Source organism: Kamptonema formosum PCC 10802, assembly GCF_000332335.1.
In the GTDB taxonomy this organism is placed as follows: Bacteria; Cyanobacteriota; Cyanobacteriia; order Cyanobacteriales; family Oscillatoriaceae; genus Oscillatoria.
In genome coordinates this window covers 642843-661772 of record NZ_KB235948.1, presented here as the reverse complement: position 1 = coordinate 661772, position 18930 = coordinate 642843, and the positions used below count along the sequence as shown (strand labels likewise).

The window sequence follows — 18930 nt, the reverse complement described above, 5'->3', positions numbered from 1 at the left end:
TAGTTCCCTTCTAAAATCCCACATCCGGTCTTTTCAACTCGGGCGGCTTTTAGCTGCGAGCCGCTGCGACAGCTGCCGGTCGGAGCAGATTTTTTTCTCCCAGCAATTCTGCAATCTGCACAGCATTTAATGCCGCACCCTTGCGAATTTGGTCGCCGCTCAGCCACAGTTCTAATCCGCACGGGTGAGAGATATCCTGACGAATCCGGCCTACTAGAACTTCGTCTTTGCCGCTCGCTTCTGCTGGCATGGGGAAATGATTGGCCTGCCAGTCTTCGACCACCCTGACCCCGGGAGCCTGACTGAGGATTTCCCGCGCCAAAGCCGGACTGAATGGCTTGCCAAATTCCAGGTTCACTGCTTCTGAGTGAGCCCGCAGGACGGGAACGCGAACGCAAGTGGCGCTGACGCGCAGATTGGGCGCGCCGAAAATCTTGCGCGTCTCATTGACCATTTTCATTTCTTCCTCACAGTAGCCCTGTTCGTTGAGGGGGGTGTTGTGGGGGAACAAATTAAAGGCCAAGGGGTAGGGAAAGATTTCCGTTTTGGGAGTAACTCCAGCCAGTATAGCTCGGGCCTGCTCTTTCATTTCCTCCATCGCCCGGGCACCGGCACCGCTGGCGGACTGGTAGGTGGCGGCGACAATCCGCTGCACCGGCTCAACCCTGTGCAGTGGCCAAACCGCCACAGACATTAAAATCGTCGTGCAGTTGGGGTTGGCGATAATCCCCTGGTGGCCTGCTGCCGCTTCTGGGTTAATTTCGGGAACCACGAGGGGAACCTGGGGGTTCATGCGGAAGGCGCTGGAGTTGTCGATCACCACAGCGCCGGCGGCGACGGCTTTGGGGGCCCAACCTTTGGAGGTGGAGCCGCCGGCGGAAGCCAAGACGATATCGACATTTTCAAACGAACGCTCTTCTACCTGCTCCACCGGCAGCCGCTCCCCTTTAAAAGGCAGAGTCCGCCCTGCCGAGCGGGGTGAGGCGAGGAGCTTCAAATCCGCCAGGGGAAATTGGCGGCTTTCCAGCAGTTCCAGCAGCTCTGCGCCCACTGCGCCGGTGGCTCCTAGAATGGCTACTCGATAAGATTGAGGCAAATTGGTTTCCTCCGCTTAACTGATGGGAAATCTTTTTAGATATCGTTCGGCTAGTTTATCTAAAAAAGCTGATTTGACTCGGATTTTAGCAAGGTTTATCGCTATTTTTAAGGAAATTTTTTCTTGTCGGGCCGGTCTTTTGCCGCGCGGTGGGCGGACTCTGGGGCCAGCACCGCCCGCCTGCTGGCAGACAGAATGCCGGTCGGACAAGAAGGTGCGGCAAGCAAGCGCCCCTGCGGGGGTGCGGGCTCGCACTCCATTATAAATCTATCTTTCCCTCGCCCGAGCGGGCGGTCGGGTTGCGCCGGCGGCAAGTCCCGGAGGGGGACAGAAGACCTGCATTCACCGCCTCACGCTTGGCGATAATGTGTAGTTATTTTAACAAGCTTAACACAGGACTCGCCGCGTGTCGGTGCCGGCGGGCGCGAAAATTCGGTCGGGCAGGGTTGGACGCAGGCAGCAGGTGCCCCAAAGAGGGAGCAATTGAGCCTAATTCCGCAGGGGGACCGGAATCAAACACAATACCAGGTTCGGATCGGGTACGATAGAAAGGTTAAACCGGTGAAGTCAGCCACGGGCCCCGCTCAGATGGCGCGGGCAAACCAATAGGTATTTTCGCGCTTTTCGCGCGCACTCGCAACCGGGCAGCCTGCTTCCGTCGTGGCCGCCGGGCATCCCTTGGGATACTGACACGAGATGCCGCAACGGGAGGGCCGGTGTTGACCCAGTAGAACGATTCAAGAACCATAACATCTGTTGTCTGAAACCAAAGCGTCCATGAAAGTTACCCAGGAAAAGCTTCCCGCCAGCCAAATTGGCCTGGAGATCGAAATTCCCCCAGAAATGTCCAAGAGCACCTACGAACGGGTGCTGCAAAACCTGAGCCGAACAGCGAATATTCCTGGGTTTCGCAAGGGCAAGGTGCCTCGCCATGTGTTGCTGCAGCGTCTGGGTGCGGTGCGCGTCAAGGCCGCTGCAGTGGAAGAGCTGATTCAAAATGGGGTGGAGCAAGCCCTCAAGCAGGAATCGATTGAACCGCTAGGCAACTACCACCTGCTCTCCTCCTTCGAGGATCTGGTGAGCCAGTTTCAACCGGGAGAGCCGCTGACGTTCTCGGCTTCAGTGGATGTCCAGCCCTCGGCGATCCTGGGCGAGTACACAGACCTGAAGGTAAAAGCCGAAGAAGTCAAGCCCGACCCGGACAGGGTGAACAAGCTCCTGGAAACTCGCCGGTCGGAAATGGCCAACTTGATTCCGGCGGCAGAGGGGCGACCGGCACAGCTTGGAGATGTGGCGGTGGTGGACTATACGGCTCGCTATGCCAGTCCGGCAGAAGGTGAGGCCGATCCAGAAATTCAAGGTGTCAGAGCTGATAATTTCCAGGTAGAGCTGCTGCCAGAAAAGTTTGTTCCAGGCTTCGTTGACGGCATTGTCGGGATGAATCCGGGAGAGACTCGCGAGATATCAGTGCAGTTTCCGGAGGACTATCCCAACCAAGACCTAGCGGGGCAGCAGGCGATTTTCACGATCGCGCTGCACGATCTCAAAGAAAAAGAGCTGCCCGAATTGAATGATGAGTTCGCCCGAGAGGTCAGCGAGTTCCAAACCCTCGCAGAACTGCGGGAAGAACTCGAGTCAAGGTTCAAAAAGGAAGCGGAGGATAAAACGAAGGCAAACAAGCAGGAAGCCTTGCTGAATGAGCTGCTGAGTCGCGTGGAGATGGAAATTCCAGCAACGCTGATCAATCAAGAAACAGATGTTTTGCTCCGGGAAAGAGCGATTCAGATGGAGAGCTACGGAATAAATGTAAAGCAGTATTACACGCAGGAAAACCTGCCGAAGATACGGGAGCAATTGCGCCCGGAAGCAATCGGGCGCATCAAGGAGTTTTTTGGGCTGCAAGAAATTGCCAAGCGGGAATCTATCGCGGTGGAACCGGCAGCACTTGAGGCCCGGGTAAAAGAAGTGATCCAGGAGCTGTCGGGACAGTCTGTCGATATCGCCCGGGTGCGGCAGTTTGTGGAAGTGGATATGCTGCGGGAAAAAACCCTGGAGTGGCTGGAAGCGCAGGCTACGGTGGAATTGGTGCCAGAAGGCTCCCTAGCCGAGGCTGAAGCTGAGGCCGCTGGGGGAGAAACAGCGGCAGCAGTCACGGAAGGCAGTGCGGAACCGGCAGCCGCAGTCGGGGAGGCCGGTGAGGCCGCCCCTGAGACGCCGCAAGCGGATGAGCCGGCACCGGCAGCTTCTGGCGACGGCCCGGAAGGGCCGGTGGTGGAATAGGCCAGCCGGTAGAACCCAGGAACGCTGGAAGGGATAGAGGGAGCGGCGCGGGATGGACACCGGAAAAAAGCCTTTTTCCGGCCCCAGCCTGCTAGACTCCTTCTAGCTGCGGCATAATAGTTACAGATAGCGGGGCAGTGGCTGCCATCCCCAGGACGATTCCGTTGACAGCGCTATGCTAAAAACGCACGCTTTGACATCACTACCTATGCTTGTATCTCAGTCCCAGAATTCCCAAGTCACCAGCTTGTCTCGCTCAGATATCTGCTCGGCCTCCCTCGGCGTTGTCCCGATGGTGGTGGAGCAGTCCGGTATGGGAGAGCGGGCCTTTGACATCTACTCGCGGCTGCTGCGGGAGCGGATTGTGTTTCTGGGGACGCCCGTAGACGATGCCGTGGCCGACTCGATCATCGCCCAGCTGCTGTACCTGGAAGCTGAAGACTCAGAAAAGGACATCCAGCTGTACATCAACTCTCCGGGCGGTTCGGTGACCGCCGGCATGGGCATCTACGACACGATGCAGCAGATTCGCCCCAATGTGATGACCATTTGTTTCGGACTGGCCGCCAGTATGGGGGCGTTCCTGCTTTCCGGAGGGGCCAAGGGCAAGCGCCTGTCTCTGCCGAACGCCCGGATAATGATTCACCAGCCGCTCGGCGGTGCCCAGGGACAAGCTGTTGATATCGAAATCCAAGCTAAGGAAATTCTCTATCATAAACGTAAGCTCAATGAGCTACTGGCTCAGCACACGGGCCAGCCTTTGGAAACCATTGAAGCCGATACGGAGCGCGATTTCTTCATGTCGGCATTCGAGGCCAAAGAGTATGGCCTGATTGACCAGGTGATCTCTAAAGATAGCCTTCCCACCCCAGCCCCGGCTGTTAGCGCACTGAAATGAGAGGCAGATATGTCCAAGTACGACTCCCATCTGAAATGTTCCTTTTGTGGCAAGTCTCAGGAGCAGGTTCGCAAGTTGATTGCTGGTCCGGGAGTCTATATTTGCGATGAATGCGTAGACCTGTGCAATGAAATCCTGGACGAGGAGCTATTCGACTCGGGAGCGGCTGCGCCACAACCCGCACCCCGCTCGGACCAGCCCCAGAAGCGCAGGGCTCGCTCGGCGAATCTCTCAATCAATCAAATTCCCAAACCCCGAGAGATTAAGAAGTATCTCGACGAACATGTCATTGGCCAAGATGAGGCAAAAAAGGTGCTGTCAGTGGCGGTTTACAACCACTACAAGCGGCTGAGCTTCGCCCAGGCAAAGGCCAGCGGCAAGGTGTCTGCGGATGACACGGTTGAGCTGCAAAAGTCGAACATCCTCCTGATTGGCCCCACCGGCTGCGGCAAGACGCTCTTGGCGCAAACCCTGGCAGACATCCTGGACGTTCCTTTTGCAGTGGCGGACGCCACCACGCTCACGGAAGCTGGGTACGTCGGGGAGGATGTGGAAAATATCCTGCTGCGGCTGCTGCAAGTGGCGGATCTGGATGTGGAAGAGGCGCAGCGCGGGATTATCTACATTGACGAAATCGACAAGATTGCCCGCAAGAGCGAAAATCCCTCGATCACGCGCGATGTCTCCGGAGAGGGGGTGCAGCAGGCACTCCTGAAAATGCTGGAGGGGACGATTGCCAACGTGCCTCCGCAAGGCGGGCGCAAGCACCCCTATCAAGACTGCATCCAGATTGACACGAGCAACATCCTGTTTATTTGCGGCGGGGCGTTTGTCGGTTTGGAGAAGGTGGTTGAGCAGCGCACCGGCAAAAAGTCAATGGGCTTTGTTCAGCCGGGAGAGGGGCAGACGCGAGACAAGCGCACGTCGGACGCGATCAAGCACCTGGAACCGGATGACTTGGTGAAGTTCGGCATGATTCCAGAGTTCATCGGGCGGGTGCCGATCGTGGCGGTGGTGGAACCGCTGGATGAAGAGGCGCTGATGGCTATCCTGACTCAGCCGCGCAATGCCCTGGTCAAGCAGTACCAGAAGCTGCTGAAAATGGACAGCGTGCAGCTGGAGTTCAAGCCGGACGCGATGCGGGCGATCGCCCAAGAGGCTTACCGGCGCAAGACCGGCGCTCGGGCTCTGCGCGGTATCGTAGAAGAGCTGATGCTGGACGTGATGTACGAGTTGCCCTCCCGCAAGGATGTGACTCGCTGCATGATTACGCGGGAAATGGTGGAGAAGCGCTCGACAGCAGAACTGCTGCTGCACCCCTCCTCGCTGCCCAAGCCAGAATCTGCGTAACCTGGGCGCGGGGCGCAGGGCGCAGGCTATCTGTTCCACGCCGTGCCCGATTCCCCACCCCCCCCCTCGCCCACGAACAATTAGAAATTATCTCGGTCAGGATGCCCTATATTACAGTTCGCGGCGTTGAGCATTACTGTGAGTGGATTAAGACACCGGCTGCTTCCGAGGAGAAGAAGCCGGTGATGGTTTTTGTGCACGGATGGGCCGGCTCGGGTCGCTACTGGGAAAGCACCGCCAAAGCCTTGACAAATTGGTTCGATTGTGTTATGTACGACATGCGGGGGTTTGGGCGCTCGCGGCTGCCGGTGGAGCCGGCGGGACTGGACTACGAGCTGGAAACCTACGCGGAAGATTTGGTGGCGCTGCTGGATGTGTTGGGGCTGGAGCGGGTGTATTTGAACGCCCATTCGATGGGGGCGTCTGTGGCGACGCTGTTCCTGAATCGCTATGGGGAGCGGGTGGAGAGGGCGATTTTAACATGCAGCGGCATTTTTGAGTACGAGGAGAGGGCGTTTAAGGCGTTTCACAAATGGGGTGGCCAAGTGGTGCGGTTCCGACCGGCATGGCTGGCGAGAATTCCTCTGGCTGACCGGCTGTTTATGGCCAGGTTTTTGCGCCGCCCCATTGCCGGTGCCGAAAGTCGCGCCTTTTTGGAAGATTTCCTGATGGCGGATTACGAGGCGGCGTTGGGGACGATTTTTACGTCGGTGAGTGAGAAGGCGGCGACGGTGATGCCGGAAGAGTTCGCTCAGCTGCGGGTGCCGGTGCTGCTGGTGGCGGGAGAGTATGACAGGATTATACCGGCAGAAATGGGCCGGCGGGCGGCGGGGCTCAGCGAGAAGGTGGAGTATGTGATGATTCCAAATACGGCGCACTTTCCCATGCTGGAAGATCCGCAGGGGTATTTGAAGCCGGTGCGGGAGTTTTTGGGGATTGCCGGTTGAACCCCACCCCCCTACCCCAGCCCCTTATCCCCAGAGGGGGCCCCACCTTCCCCGCACGCGGGGAGGGGGAGAAAGAAGTGGGCGTTGATGTTTTTAGCAAGAAAAAGTTACAATTATAGCAATAGGCAGTCAGTTTAGGACACGCACTCGGAGGGAAGGCGTAGGGCAGGCGTCTCGCCTGCCCCCAAGGTTTCTGGGACAGGCGAGACGCCTGTCCTACGTCCTCATCTAAGTGGCTACTGCTATAAAAGTAAAGTAAAGCTGGAAAACAATTGTGACTCTAGAGCAAGTTCTCAAGCAGGCAAGGCAGCTTTCGCTGGTGGACAAAGTGCGCTTAATCCAGCAAATCGCTCCTGAGATTGAGCGCGAGTTAGTCGAGAATCGACCAGCTAAACGCCGCTCACTGTGGGGTCTTTGTGCTGACTTGGGTTCAGCACCGTCCGCTGAGGAAATTGAGGAAGCTCGCCGCAAGGCATGGGCAAACTTTCCCAAGGAGGATATTTAGTGCTGCGTGCCGTTGCAGATACCGCCGCCGTTATCTGGTATATTTTTGCCGACGATCGCCTCTCCACCTCTGCCCGAAATACGATAGAACAGATAGGAGCAGCTGGTGACTCGGTTGGGTTTTCGTCTATTACTCTGGCGGAGATTATATACTTAATTGAGCAAGGACGGCTTGCTGCCTCTACTCTTGACCGGCTTCTTGGGGAAGTAGAAAAACAGGATGCTTTACTGGTTGAGGTTCCCTTCGACCGGCAGGTTGCGCGGGCGATGCAACAAGCCGGTCGGATTCAGATGCTGGAACTGCCAGATCGCATCATCGCTGCTACAGCGCTGTGTCTTGATTTGCCGCTAATTAGCCGCGACCTCAAGATTCAACAGGCCGGTGTGGATACAATCTGGTAAGGTGGGTGGGGCTTTCCGCGCTCGCCTTTTGCTGAGAGCCGGCATTTAGGGCTGATTAAACCAAAGCTGGAGCCACCGGCACCGCCGGCGGAGAGGTTTGCTGTTCGGATTCTCCCTCTGCCGGTGAGGGTTGGGGGGATAGCGCTTCCGCATCCATGCGCTCTTTGACTTTCTCGAAAATCAAAACCTCGGCTTCTTCCTGATCTGTCAGTTTGTCGTAAAAATAGGGGTCGGCAAACCACTCCTCGAATGCAAGTTCTAGCAAGCCATTCGGGGATAGCTTCACTCTCCAATACTTGGAAACCCTATCGTCAACCACCTCAAACAGCGGCGCGGGATTCTGCATGGGATAATAGGTGTAGTTGTCATCGCAGATATAGTACCATATCTCTCCTTTCCATTGGTAAAAGGCGTAGACAATATATTCTTTCCCAACCGTCAGGTTAAACTCAGTGCGTTCGGTGATAAACACAGACGGGTTTAGGTAATTTTCAGGAAGATATGCGCCCGTTTTAGCCAGACAGCGAATTATCATAATCTATTTACCTCACTGGTTTCTTGGGGCGGTTTTGGGATAATTACGTTTGAATTTTATCTCAACGTTTTGACCTGTTTGATTGTTCCGGAACCAATGGACTTGTACGGACGCTCCATTGATGACAAAGGCTTCGTTACTGGTCATTTTAAACCAATCTTCGGGCTGACCGCCATAGATAGCCACAAGTCGGGGAACATCGCCCAGTGGGCGTCTGGCTCCGCCTTGAATGGGTCTGGCATTGCCGGCTAGTGCGTCTTCTAGGAGGAGTTGCTCCTGTAGGTTGCTGGGAGTCTCATCGGGAATTGGGCCTTTGGTCATGTGCTGCAGTAGATGAATTTTTGGCCATGCGAAGAATAGCAGGATGCCGGTGATATTGCTAGTATACTTGCGATTGGTGTGGGATAGCTACACTCTCAAAGCGTAACGATTGCCGGTGTATTACGAACTTTTGGGCTAAAGCCCAACTACGAACTTTTGGGCTAAAGCCCAACTACGAACTTTTGGGCTGAAGCCCAACTACGAACTTTTGGGCTAAAGCCCAACTACGAACTTTTGGGCTGAAGCCCAACTACGAACTTTGGGCTGAAGCCCAACTACGAACTTTTGGGCTAAAGCCCAACTACGAACTTTTGGGCTGAAGCCCAACTACGAACTTTGGGCTGAAGCCCAACTACGAACTTTTGGGCTGAAGCCCAACTACGAACGGCGCACCGGCTTCTTTGCCCTATTGACTATTGGCAGGCAGTTCTTCCTCATCGATTTCAGTATAGCACAGGGGCGGGCATTCTGTCAACAAAAAATCAACAAAAAATTGAATGCCGGTGCAGCCTGAAAATGGGCATTCTGGGGCGGCATTCTGGGGCGGCATTCTGGGCCGGCATTCCGGGGGACTGCCCTCTGCGCAGAAAACTGCACGACTGGCAAAGGAGACACGGTTGAGCGGAGGGTTGTGTCCGCCTCGTTCAAATCCGTGTCGGGCTTTACCTTTTCTCCTGTTTAGACCAGACGTATTTTTCGCAAGTCTCTTTCGCTCCCTTCGCCTCATCAGTGTCGGGGTTTTTCAAAATAGGGTGGTCGCGCAACCTGTCGCACGCCAATGGCAGCAAAGCTTTCCAGCCAACGCGCCACAACCGCACTGTTTCGTCAGAACTGCCGCTGACGATGTACTCGCCGTCGGGGCTAAAGGCGACAGAATTGACCGAATTTTGATGCCCGACAAAGGGAGTACCAATCGGTTCGCCTTTGCGGTTCCACAACCGCACCGTGTTGTCCCAACTGCCGCTGACGATGTACTCGCCGTCGGGGCTAAAGGCGACAGAATTGACCGAATTTTGATGCCCGACAAAGGGAGTGCCAATCGCTTCGCCCTTGCGGTTCCACAAGCGCACCGTGTTGTCAGAACTGCCGCTGACGATGGACTCGCCGTCGGGGCTAAACGCGACAGAATTGACCCAACTCTGATGCCCAACAAAGGGAGAGCCAATCGCTTCGCCTTTGCGGTTCCACAACCGCACCGTTTTGTCCCAACTGCCGCTGAGGATGTACTCGCTGTCGGGGCTAAAGGCGACAGAATTGACATCATTCTGATGCCCGATAAAGGGAGAGCCAATCGGTTCCCCCTTGCGGTTCCACAACCGCACTGTGCCGTCTGAACTGCCGCTGACGATGTACTCGCCGTCGGGGCTAAACGCGACAGAACTGACCGCATACTCATGCCCGACAAAGGGAGAGCCAATCGCTTCGCCTTGGCGGTTCCACAACCGCACTGTTTTGTCACGACTACCGCTGACGATGTACTCGCCGTTGGGGCTAAAAGCGACAGAATCGACATTATTCTGATGCCCGACAAAGGGAGAGCTAATCGCTTCGCCTTTGCGGTTCCACAACCGCACTGTTTTGTCCCAACTGCCGCTGACGATAGACTGACCGTCGGGGCTAAAAGCGACAGACGTGACCGGACTTTGATGCCCGACAAAGGGAGAGCCAATCGCTTCGCCCTTGAGGTCCCACAACCGCACTGTTTTGTCCCAACTGCCGCTGACGATGTACTTGCCGTCGGCGCTAAAAGCGACAGAATTGACCCAATTTTGATGCCCGACAAAGGGAGAGCCAATCGCTTCGCCCTTGAGATTCCACAACCGCACCGTGCTGTTAGAACTGCCGCTGACGATATACTGACCGTCGGGGCTAAAGGCGACAGAATTGACATAATCCTGATGCCCGACAAAGGGAGAGCCAATGAGTTCGCCTTTGCGGTTCCACAACCGCAGCGTTTTGTCACGACTACCGCTGACGATAGTCTGCCCGTCGGGGCTAAAGGCGACAGAATTGACCTCACTCTGATGCCCGACAAAGGGAGAGCCAATCGGTTCGCCTTTGCGGTTCCACAACCGCACTGTGCCGTCACCACTGCCGCTGACGATGGACTCGCCGTCGGGGCTAAAGGCGACAGACGTGACCCCACTCTGATGCCCGACAAAGGGAGAGCCAATGAGTTCGCCTTTGCGGCTCCACAACCGCACCGTTCCGTCAAAACTGCCGCTGACGATGGACTCGCCGTCAGGGCTAAAGGCGACAGAATTGACCCCACTCTGATGCCCGACAAAGGGAGAGCCAATCGGTTCGCCTTTGAGATTCCACAACCGCACCCTGTTGTCAAAACTGCCGCTGACGATGGACTCGCCGTCAGGGCTAAAGGCGACAGACCTGACCTCACCCTGATGCCCGACAAAGGGAGAGCCAATGAGTTCGCCTTTGCGGTTCCACAACCGCACCGTTCCGTCAAGACTGCCGCTGACGATATACTCGCCGTCCGGGCTAAAGGCGACAGACGTGACCTCACCCTGATCTCCTTGGAAGCGATTTTGTTCGATGGGGGTTTGAACACCGGCGAGTAAGCTGGACTGAACCGGCTGCAGCACTTGCTGCAATTTCGCTTGACTCTCGCCTGTCGCCTGAATTGCCAGCACGAGCGCCTCCACCGGCTGAACCGACCGCATTTTATCCGAACGCGCGGCTTTTTCGCGCAGGGTGGCAATCGTGGCATCTCGTTCAGCCTTCAGCCAGAGTCCAGTCACCACTATCAACACGGTGGCAAATATGCCAACCGTCAACATGCGATTGTTTCGCCGGCGACTAATACTTTTGCCAACAAATTCCCGATCTGGCTCCGACAGCGAGAGCGCCGCCGCATGATTCTGGAGAAACCCCTCAGCTTCCGCCAGTTTTAACCCGCCGAGCAGGTAATCTCCCCGCTTGCCTTTCTCTCGCCACTCCTGCGCCGCTGCCTCAATAACCCGTTTTTGCCGGAGTGCCGAGCGGTTTTCATCCACCCACTGGCGCAACAGTGGCCAGTGGCGGATCAGGGTTTCGTGGGCGACATCCACCACCGGCACCTCACCGGCACTATCCCCCCGCGCTCGCACTTCCCCAACCACCACCAACCGCGCCTCCGCCAATTTCTCGATCGCCCGCTCCACCACACCGGCAGATGCGCGCGATCTGTCGTTCCCCGCCAGCAACCTCCCGACCAAATCCTCTTTAAACACCAGCCGGCGAGTGTCCTCGGTGCCCTCCCCTAACTGGGTCAATTCCAGAAAAATCTGCTTGGCAACTAACTGCTCCTCTGGCGACAGTAATTCATAGACTTCATCGGCGCGTTTTTTCAGCGCCCCCCTCACCCCACCGGAGCGTTTGTATTCCGAAAGCGTCAGCCGGTTGAGCGCCCGCTGTTCCCACAGCAGCGTCAGCGCGTACTGCACCAGGGGCAAATTCCCCGGACCTCGGGCATCGGCAACAATCTCGTCCACCAGTTCCCGCTCGATTTCCAGGCGCACTCGCTCAGCCGGTTTGACAATCGCTTCCCTTAACTCCTCCTCCTGCATCGGCGTCACCAGCAGCTTATGCCTCTCAATTCGAGCCGCCAATCCGGCATAATCCGCACACTTGCCAAGGAAATCCGCCCGCATCGCCAGCACCAGGAAAAAAGCGGATTTGCCGCTGTCCGCCTCCCCATCCAGCGCCCCCAGCAAGCACTCAAAAAACTGCTGCCGTTCCGCCTCATCGCATAAGGTAAAAACCTCCTCAAACTGATCGATGGCCAGCACAGTGCGGGGCGCGTCCGCAGTGGCAATCAGGCACTTTAACCCCTCAGCGCCCGCCGCAATCAGATCCTGCGCTTTTTTAAACTGCGCCGCGCGGTCAACCGCTGACAGTCCAGGCTCCACAAACACCTGCGCTAAACTCTGGAGGGGATGGTTTCCAGGGGTGAAGGGCGGGTAGATTTTCCAGCGGTTGCTTTCCGATAACTTCTGCCCCAGCTTCAGCTGGTGTAACAATCCCGCCCTCAGCAGGGAAGATTTGCCACTCCCCGACGCCCCCAACACTGCCAGAAAATTCCCCTGGCGAGCTCCCTCCACGAGCCGGTCGGTGAGTTCTGTCCGCCCGCAGAAATATTGGGGGTCTTCTTGATTAAAATCAAAATATCGCAGCCCGCGATAGGGGCAGACGCCCTCCTGCTGGCGGACTCTCTGGGGCGCGGCGGGGCTGCCGGTGAGGAGGATTTGCCCGCCAGAGTTGCGGCAGATCGGGCGCTGGGGAACTCCTGACAGTTGATTGATAAAATCGGTTAGAGTGTAATTGGTTGCCACCCCGTCGAGTTGGCGCTCTGGATCGAGTGCTTGCAAGAGCGCTCCCGTCAGCACCCCGTGCGTGCCGGTCAGCTGTTCGTAAGCCGGCTCGAATTTGCGGCAGGCGGCGATAAAACACCGGTCGCGCCCGCGCCCCCGCTCTCCTGGATCGGCTTCGTCAAAATTGAAGAATTCTCCAGCATAGCAGCAGTCCAGCCAGACAATTTGCTGGCGCACCTGACTTTCCTGCAGCAACTCCCGCAACCACTTCAGCGACACTCCCCACGCTTCTTTTTTCGGATTGGTATCGCTGGCGGCTAAAAAGCCGTCTGTGGGGCCACCTCTAGTTTTGCGCACCCCGTGACCGGCAAAAAACAGCAAGGCTGTCTCCGGGATACTGTCTCCCCCGGGGTTGAAGAGTTGGACAATCGCCTCTTCCAGAACTTTTTGAGTCACCTCTTGGGGGTTGGGTTCGGGATTGACGCGCAAAGCTGCCCCTTGACGGGTTTCGGGCAACCGCCGCACCAAAAAGTCACCCCTGGTTTCCAGAATGCGGGCAATGTCCTCTGCATCCCCTGCCGGTTTGTTGAGAGCCGACATAAAAGGATAAGAATTGATGCCCACCACCAACGCATCCCGACTCATGGCTGTAGAACCTGCTAAGATGGATTTAATATATAATGATACAAAATTCCCCGCTGGATCTATGCCCGCACCGGCTCCCAACCCCTGGCTGGCTGTATTGCTAGCATTACACAATTTAGAAACCCCGCTCGCGCCTGAGGAGCGATACGCCTTAAAACAGGCCGGTCAAAAATTGGCCCTGTACCCGGAAGACTCGCAGGAGTTCGCCGCTGAGCTGACAGCCCAACTTGCCGGCAATGCCGGTTTCTCGCAACTGTATGCAAAGGCGCTCGCGGGGCTAGAAGCGCTCGATGGCCCAATTTCTCCAGACTGGCTGCCGGCGGAAACCGAAATCAAACAGGCACTTCCCCCGAGGGAAGAAATCTCCAAACGCCCCTGGTTTGAGGGCAAACCGGAATGGGAAAGCGATGAAATTCTCAACATGACGATTAACGTCTTGGCGACTCCCGCCCCTGAGGATACGGCCAAAAAACTGAGCCTGCTGGAAAAACTCTGGCACTTTCTCAACCAGCCCGTTATTTAAATGAGCGACCTGATTTATCCTAACCTGTATCTATTTCTCTACGACTTGCGGGAAGGCTTGGGAGAAAGCCCAGACGATTTGGACAAGAATCGGAAATTGTTTGCCGGCAAGTTGCCCGAATCCCTGCGAGACACCCTCTTACAATTGGACATAGCCGTTGAAACCGAGTACCGCGAACTGCTGCCCAACCGAAGGGAGAAATTCCCAGACAGGGACAAACCTTTTGAGGGCTATTACTATCCCGTCCGCCTGAATGATACTTATGGGCTGCTGCTGGCTTGTTCCTTCGCGCAAAACAGCACGCGCCACCCAGCCGAGTGCGTCGCGAAATTCAAAGGGATAATAGAGGAAAAACTGAACGGTTACGCAGCAACCATCGGGCAAACCTGGCTGATTTTCGCTCAGCTAGCCAACCCCAACGCCAATCCGGAAGAGATTGCCAAAAAGTGCTGTCAAGAGTTAGAATTGGGATTGAACTGGGAGCAAGACATGCAAGGACAAGGGCGGTTGCTGGGGGGAACCCTGTTTGAACTGTCGCGCTACCGCTTGGTGATGAGAGAGACTGGAGATTTGCCCTCACCGGCAAAGCCGCCCAGGATTCAAGACATCCAGCAATCCCACCATGTTATCATAGCTTTATATCCCGATGAAAGGGCTGCCAAGAGAGCGGCCAAGTTGAATTTCAGCTGGATGCGCCTGTTTGGCTACCGGCACAAAATGCTGTGGGCTTATGGCCAAAGCTGCTACCTGAAACAGCAGCTGAAAAAGCAATTTGCGGACATCCAAGTTTATGTCAGAGACAGCAAAACCGCACCCCTAAAGAAACGCAGCAAAATCCTCGCTGACGCCCAGGAGACTCTCTTTAATTATACCATTGCGTTGAACAATCTCGGCAACCAAAGCCGCACGGTAGAAATTAATTTGCTAAACTATCAAAAGCGACTGGCAAGAATGCAGCAAACAGCCGCAGAGGCTTCTATCCAGAGCCTATTGCCGGATGGGGCTGCCTCCTGGTTGCGGGTGCCAGCATCTGGCGCAAAGGGTGCCGGTGGGGAGCCGCCTTCTTTCCTAGCCCAGCTGGCACACTGGCAGCGCCCCTCTGACCTGAAATTCCTGGAATGCTTCAGCGATTATATCACAAATAAATACCTGCTGCAACTGCAAAAGGATTCTGAAAATTTAAGTCCGGGGTTGCAAGTCTTAGGGGATTTGATCAACTCGATTCGGGGAATGACAGAGATTGAGCACGCTCAGCGGGACCGGAATTTCCAAACAATCGTCGCGATGGTGGGTGTGGGATTGGGTGCCGGTTCAGCCGCCGCCTCACTGTCGGGCAATTTTCCAGCGTTTAACCCCGCCAAGGACAAACCAGAAGTCTTAGAGAGGTATAAGTTAGATTTCTTTTTGTCCAAGCACCTGCATGTACCGGACTCCTGGTTAGTGCCGGCAACTTTGGGTATCTATTGCTTGATTGTCGCACTCACCGCCGGTGCAATCACTGGAATTGGGATTAGATTGTGGTGGTGTGCGAGCCGGTGGCGGAAGTGAGCGGATTATAAGAGACTGAGAAACCCGGTTTCTTAAAGAAACCGGGTTTCTGGCTACTTCCATCTAATTTTTCTGTTGCGCCTGAACAGCAATTGCCGCAACCGGCTAGAGCGCCGGGAATAGAAAGCCAACTCTCGCTACTCACACCAGAGGCAGGCGGAGCCTGGGAACGAGGAAATATGGCCTGCACAAGAGCTAGTATAAAAAAGATCATACCCCTTGCGGCTTAAAGGCATAAATGTAATTTATGCAGCTTAAAAGTATGAAATGTTCTGTTTGCCATATCTGCTGGTGGCAAATATTAAGCTGTTACGCTTTTAATCTGCTTGTGGGAAAGAGGGGCAGAGATTCCCACTCTTACTCGCCCTCCCCGCACGCGGGGAGGGGGATGGGGGGTGAGGTTCTGGGGCTCACTCTACCAATGTGCGAAGTAAATGTGCGAAGCCCTTACTGTAGCTGAAAGGGTTCGCCAAAGCTTTCGCCATAGAAAACGCGGTCAGTGTCAAACCGGCCACCGTAGGGTTTAAACGGTTCAGCTGCGTAACCCAGCGCCAGCAAACAGCAGACATCGACTTCTGGGGGAATATTGAACGCCTCTTTAACCTGAGCGCTGACAAACCCTTCCATCGGGCAGCTGTCCACGCCGAAACTCTTGGCGGCAATCATCAGGTGAGCCACGGCGAGCATGGTGTGCCGGTTCGTCCAAGCTTCCAGTGACTCAAAGCAGGGGCGGTACTGAAACAAGGCGGGGATTTTCTGGCGCATCACCTCCGCATAAGCCTCATTGAGCGCACCGGCATTCAAGCCCAGCTGGATAACAGATTCAATGTATGCGGGTTGTGCCACGCGCCGGTCGCCGCAGCAAATTAGCACCACCGGCGCTTCCCCAACCTGCCGCTGGTCAAAGGCGCAAGCCTTTAGCTTATCCTTGTTGTCTTGCTCTTGGACAGCAATAAACCGCCAAGGCTGCAAATTGTAACCGGAGGGAGCGCGAAGCCCCAGGCGGAAAATTTCTTGCAGGAGTGCCGGTGGGATCGGGTCGGGTCGGAAAGAGCGGGCGGCGCGGCGCTGTTCAATGGCCTCTTTTAAGCCAACAGAAGGATGCATTTCAATCGTCATAATTCAGTTAGGGGTTAGCTGTCACCGTTGAGGGCTGGGAATTGAGCGATCTCCAGCAGGAAAAAGCAGGGCAGAATTTGAGTTAAGCCAAACCCAGTTCGCGTTTGAGCAGGTTAATCGAGGCAGCGCCGATATAATTTTCGCAGAAAATAACTTGAGGTGGGCGAATCAGATCCTCTCTGGCGGCTGCGATAGCGGTTTTCACCGCAGCGTAACTGGCTTGGTCGCAAACAACGGTGCGGGCAGCGCGGACAATGGCATTGACTTTGTAGGCATCTCTAGTTTGGGCCGTCATGACCAGCAAGTCGTCGCCCCGCAAGCTGTGGATGATCACTTCTGCAGCTCGCAGGATGCCCAAACTGAGGCTAACGATACCGAAGCAGGTGTCTTTCGGCAGGTTTTTTACTAGCTGGATTTCTTTGGCGTAGTCGTAGATATCCACGGGGATGACGCGGGCCGCTTTGGGTCTTGCGATCGCCTCGGCTTCTCCGATAAAATAGCGGCTGGTGACTACCGTGCTCGATTGAGCTTGATCCAGGGTTTTGCTCAGCTGGTCGAGCGGCACCAACTGCACGGGAATGCGAAGCGCCTGCTCCAATTCCTGGGCCATCAACTCTCCGACGCCAATATCCTGGCCCGGAGCGGTGACCAGCACCCGGGCGCTGCAGCGCAAGCGCCAGTCAATTTCGGCCAGGAAAAGCTCTCTAGCCTGGTTGAGGGAGCACCCCTGGTTGAGCAGTTCGTCCAGGCTAGTCTGCACCACTTTGTACGCCTGGGGGTGCTGTTCCAAGATGGGAGATTTCAGGCGTGTGCCCCCCTCGTGGCCTTGGGCTCGGACGTAAATGCCCGACCCCGCACGGGCTTCCACGAGCCCGATTTCTTCTAACTGCCGGTACACCTTGCTGATCGTGTTGCGGTGCAGGCCGGTCTGCATGGCCAGCATTCGCGTGCTGGGCAGCTGGTGTCCGGGGGGATACTGCCTCGATGCGATCGCAAATCGGATTTGATTAAACAGCTGGTTTGATGCTGGAATGTCGCTGTCTGGCTGAATGTGAAACTGAACCATCACGGAACCTCGGATGCGCTTAGAGGAAACAGACGAAACTGCCCTGGCACACGTGCCATTTTTTTTGATTTTATAGAGAAGGCAAACGGGAGCTGTCTGACAGGCGTTGCGCAGTGGTGGGATGAGCCCCTCACCGCAGCTCGCCTCGCCCCCCGCGAACAAAAACAGGGCTGGCGGATGGGAACGGCAGCCTGGGGACTGCGCCGGAGAGGGGGAGAAATGCTAGAAATTAAACAATCCTGTCGCACCGGCACCCGCGAGCCAAAAAAAATGTTCCCGTTCTGCCGCCAAAGCCCCTCTCCCTGCCCCCAACCTGACAAATCCAGCCTGGAAATGGCCCCCTGTGGGTACCGGCGGGACGGGGGGGGTGGGAAAGGGTAGAGGACAGGGCTAAAGATTGGGCTCACGGGGGGTGGGACGCAGGGAGCGTCTGGTGTGGGTTTGCTGGGATTTCTTTCAAAGAATTCTCATTATCTCGCGAGGGAAAGCTGCCGGGGCTAATGTGCGCTTCTTTTTTTAATATAGACTTTTCCTGCAAGCGCTAGATATGACACTCTAGATTTTCGACACTTCTACCCTATCCATTGCAATCCAGATGGCAGACCAAGAGATTCTCACCGCTCGCGCTAGCATTTATAACGGCGATTTGCCAATTGCTGCTTACCTGGCCCAGCCTGAGGGCGAGGGGCCTTTTCCAGCTGTTGTGGTGATCCAGGAGATATTTGGGGTCAACTCCCACATCCGGGATGTCACGGAGCGGATTGCTAAGCAGGGTTACGTGGCCATCGCACCGGCTATCTACCAGCGCCTCGCACCGGATTTTGAAACCGGCTACACTCCTCAAGACATTCAGCAGGGCCGGCGCTACAAGGAACAGACCCAAGTGTCACAGCTTCTCGGGGATATCCAAGCGGCAATCGACTACCTGAAAGCTCAGCCGTTTGTCAAACCAGACGCCACCGGCTGCATTGGCTTCTGCTTCGGTGGCCACGTCGCCTACCTGGCCGCCACCCTGCCCGATATTAAGGCCACCGCCTCATTTTACGGTGCCGGCATTACCAACTGGACGCCTGGGGGTGGCGAGCCCTCCCTCACCCGCACCAAGGACATCACCGGCACGATCTGGGTGTTTTTTGGCACCTCGGACGCCAGCATCCCAGCGGAGCAAGTTGACCAAATTGAGGCGGAACTCCAGAAACATCACATCCCCCACCGCGTCTTTCGTTACGCCGGCGCTGATCACGGCTTTTTCTGCGACCAGCGGGCTAGTTACAGTCCCGAAGCCGCAGCGGATGCCTGGAAGCAAGTGCTGCAGCTCTTTGGCCAGACCTTGCGATAGTGCCGGCGGCTCGCTTAGGCGGCAATCCTGCTATCGGATGCGCTAAT

15 protein-coding genes are annotated in these 18930 nt (G+C 56.0%); 9 read left to right on the top strand and 6 right to left on the bottom strand.

Going from position 1 to position 18930, the window contains the following annotated elements; translation table 11 throughout:
• Window positions 1–49: 49 nt before the first annotated feature.
• On the bottom strand, window positions 50–1096 hold the full coding sequence (locus OSC10802_RS0102895; RefSeq protein WP_026098113.1) for an aspartate-semialdehyde dehydrogenase: 1047 nt from the start codon (window positions 1094–1096) through the stop codon (window positions 50–52).
• Between the two features lie 777 nt (window positions 1097–1873).
• On the opposite strand from OSC10802_RS0102895, the gene tig reads away from it, so the two are divergent.
• The 6 genes from tig (at window position 1874) to OSC10802_RS0102860 (ending at window position 7477) form a co-directional block, all read left to right on the top strand.
• Window positions 1874–3376, top strand: a complete 1503-nt coding sequence (tig, locus tag OSC10802_RS0102885; RefSeq protein WP_017715282.1) for a trigger factor — start codon at window positions 1874–1876, stop codon at window positions 3374–3376.
• A 208-nt stretch (window positions 3377–3584) separates the two neighbouring features.
• Window positions 3585–4274 (top strand): ATP-dependent Clp endopeptidase proteolytic subunit ClpP, encoded by a 690-nt coding sequence (gene clpP / locus OSC10802_RS0102880; RefSeq protein WP_017715281.1) that lies wholly within the window; start codon window positions 3585–3587, stop codon window positions 4272–4274.
• Between the two features lie 9 nt (window positions 4275–4283).
• Entirely contained in the window at window positions 4284–5624 is a 1341-nt protein-coding gene (gene clpX, locus OSC10802_RS0102875) for an ATP-dependent protease ATP-binding subunit ClpX (RefSeq protein ID WP_017715280.1), read from the top strand.
• A 101-nt stretch (window positions 5625–5725) separates the two neighbouring features.
• Window positions 5726–6571, top strand: a complete 846-nt coding sequence (locus OSC10802_RS0102870) for an alpha/beta fold hydrolase (protein ID WP_017715279.1) — start codon at window positions 5726–5728, stop codon at window positions 6569–6571.
• 274 nt (window positions 6572–6845) lie between these two features.
• Window positions 6846–7076 (top strand): hypothetical protein, encoded by a 231-nt coding sequence (locus tag OSC10802_RS0102865; RefSeq protein ID WP_017715278.1) that lies wholly within the window; start codon window positions 6846–6848, stop codon window positions 7074–7076.
• A complete protein-coding gene (locus OSC10802_RS0102860; protein ID WP_017715277.1) occupies window positions 7076–7477 on the top strand; it encodes a type II toxin-antitoxin system VapC family toxin in 402 nt (133 codons plus the stop codon). The genes OSC10802_RS0102865 and OSC10802_RS0102860 overlap by 1 nt, the downstream gene beginning before the upstream one ends.
• Before the next feature lie 55 nt (window positions 7478–7532).
• Here OSC10802_RS0102860 and OSC10802_RS0102855 read toward each other — a convergent pair whose 3' ends face one another.
• The 3 genes from OSC10802_RS0102855 to OSC10802_RS38460 form a co-directional block, all read right to left on the bottom strand.
• Window positions 7533–8012 carry a hypothetical protein gene (locus tag OSC10802_RS0102855; RefSeq protein WP_017715276.1) on the bottom strand — a complete coding sequence of 160 codons (480 nt, stop codon included), beginning with the start codon at window positions 8010–8012 and terminating at the stop codon, window positions 7533–7535.
• Window positions 8013–8024: 12 nt separating this feature from the next.
• Window positions 8025–8333, bottom strand: coding sequence for a hypothetical protein (locus OSC10802_RS0102850; RefSeq protein ID WP_017715275.1), 309 nt, complete (start codon window positions 8331–8333; stop codon window positions 8025–8027).
• A 662-nt stretch (window positions 8334–8995) separates the two neighbouring features.
• Window positions 8996–13288 (bottom strand): nSTAND1 domain-containing NTPase, encoded by a 4293-nt coding sequence (locus OSC10802_RS38460; protein WP_017715273.1) that lies wholly within the window; start codon window positions 13286–13288, stop codon window positions 8996–8998.
• Here OSC10802_RS38460 and OSC10802_RS0102835 point away from each other — a divergent pair.
• Together OSC10802_RS0102835 and OSC10802_RS0102830 are read left to right on the top strand one after the other, a co-directional pair.
• On the top strand, window positions 13287–13811 hold the full coding sequence (locus tag OSC10802_RS0102835; RefSeq protein WP_017715272.1) for a hypothetical protein: 525 nt from the start codon (window positions 13287–13289) through the stop codon (window positions 13809–13811). The two genes, OSC10802_RS38460 and OSC10802_RS0102835, sit on opposite strands and share 2 nt — an antisense overlap.
• Complete coding sequence (locus tag OSC10802_RS0102830; RefSeq protein WP_017715271.1) at window positions 13812–15359, top strand: hypothetical protein; 1548 nt, start codon at window positions 13812–13814, stop codon at window positions 15357–15359.
• Window positions 15360–15806: 447 nt separating this feature from the next.
• On the opposite strand, the gene OSC10802_RS0102825 is transcribed toward OSC10802_RS0102830, so the two are convergent.
• Window positions 15807–16478, bottom strand: a complete 672-nt coding sequence (locus OSC10802_RS0102825) for a nitroreductase family protein (protein WP_017715270.1) — start codon at window positions 16476–16478, stop codon at window positions 15807–15809.
• An 82-nt stretch (window positions 16479–16560) separates the two neighbouring features.
• The gene (locus tag OSC10802_RS0102820; protein WP_026098112.1) at window positions 16561–17544 is read right to left on the bottom strand and encodes a GntR family transcriptional regulator; all 984 of its coding nucleotides are present in this window, start codon (window positions 17542–17544) and stop codon (window positions 16561–16563) included.
• Between the two features lie 595 nt (window positions 17545–18139).
• Here OSC10802_RS0102820 and OSC10802_RS0102810 point away from each other — a divergent pair.
• Window positions 18140–18883 carry a dienelactone hydrolase family protein gene (locus tag OSC10802_RS0102810; RefSeq protein WP_017715267.1) on the top strand — a complete coding sequence of 248 codons (744 nt, stop codon included), beginning with the start codon at window positions 18140–18142 and terminating at the stop codon, window positions 18881–18883.
• Window positions 18884–18930: the final 47 nt, after the last annotated feature.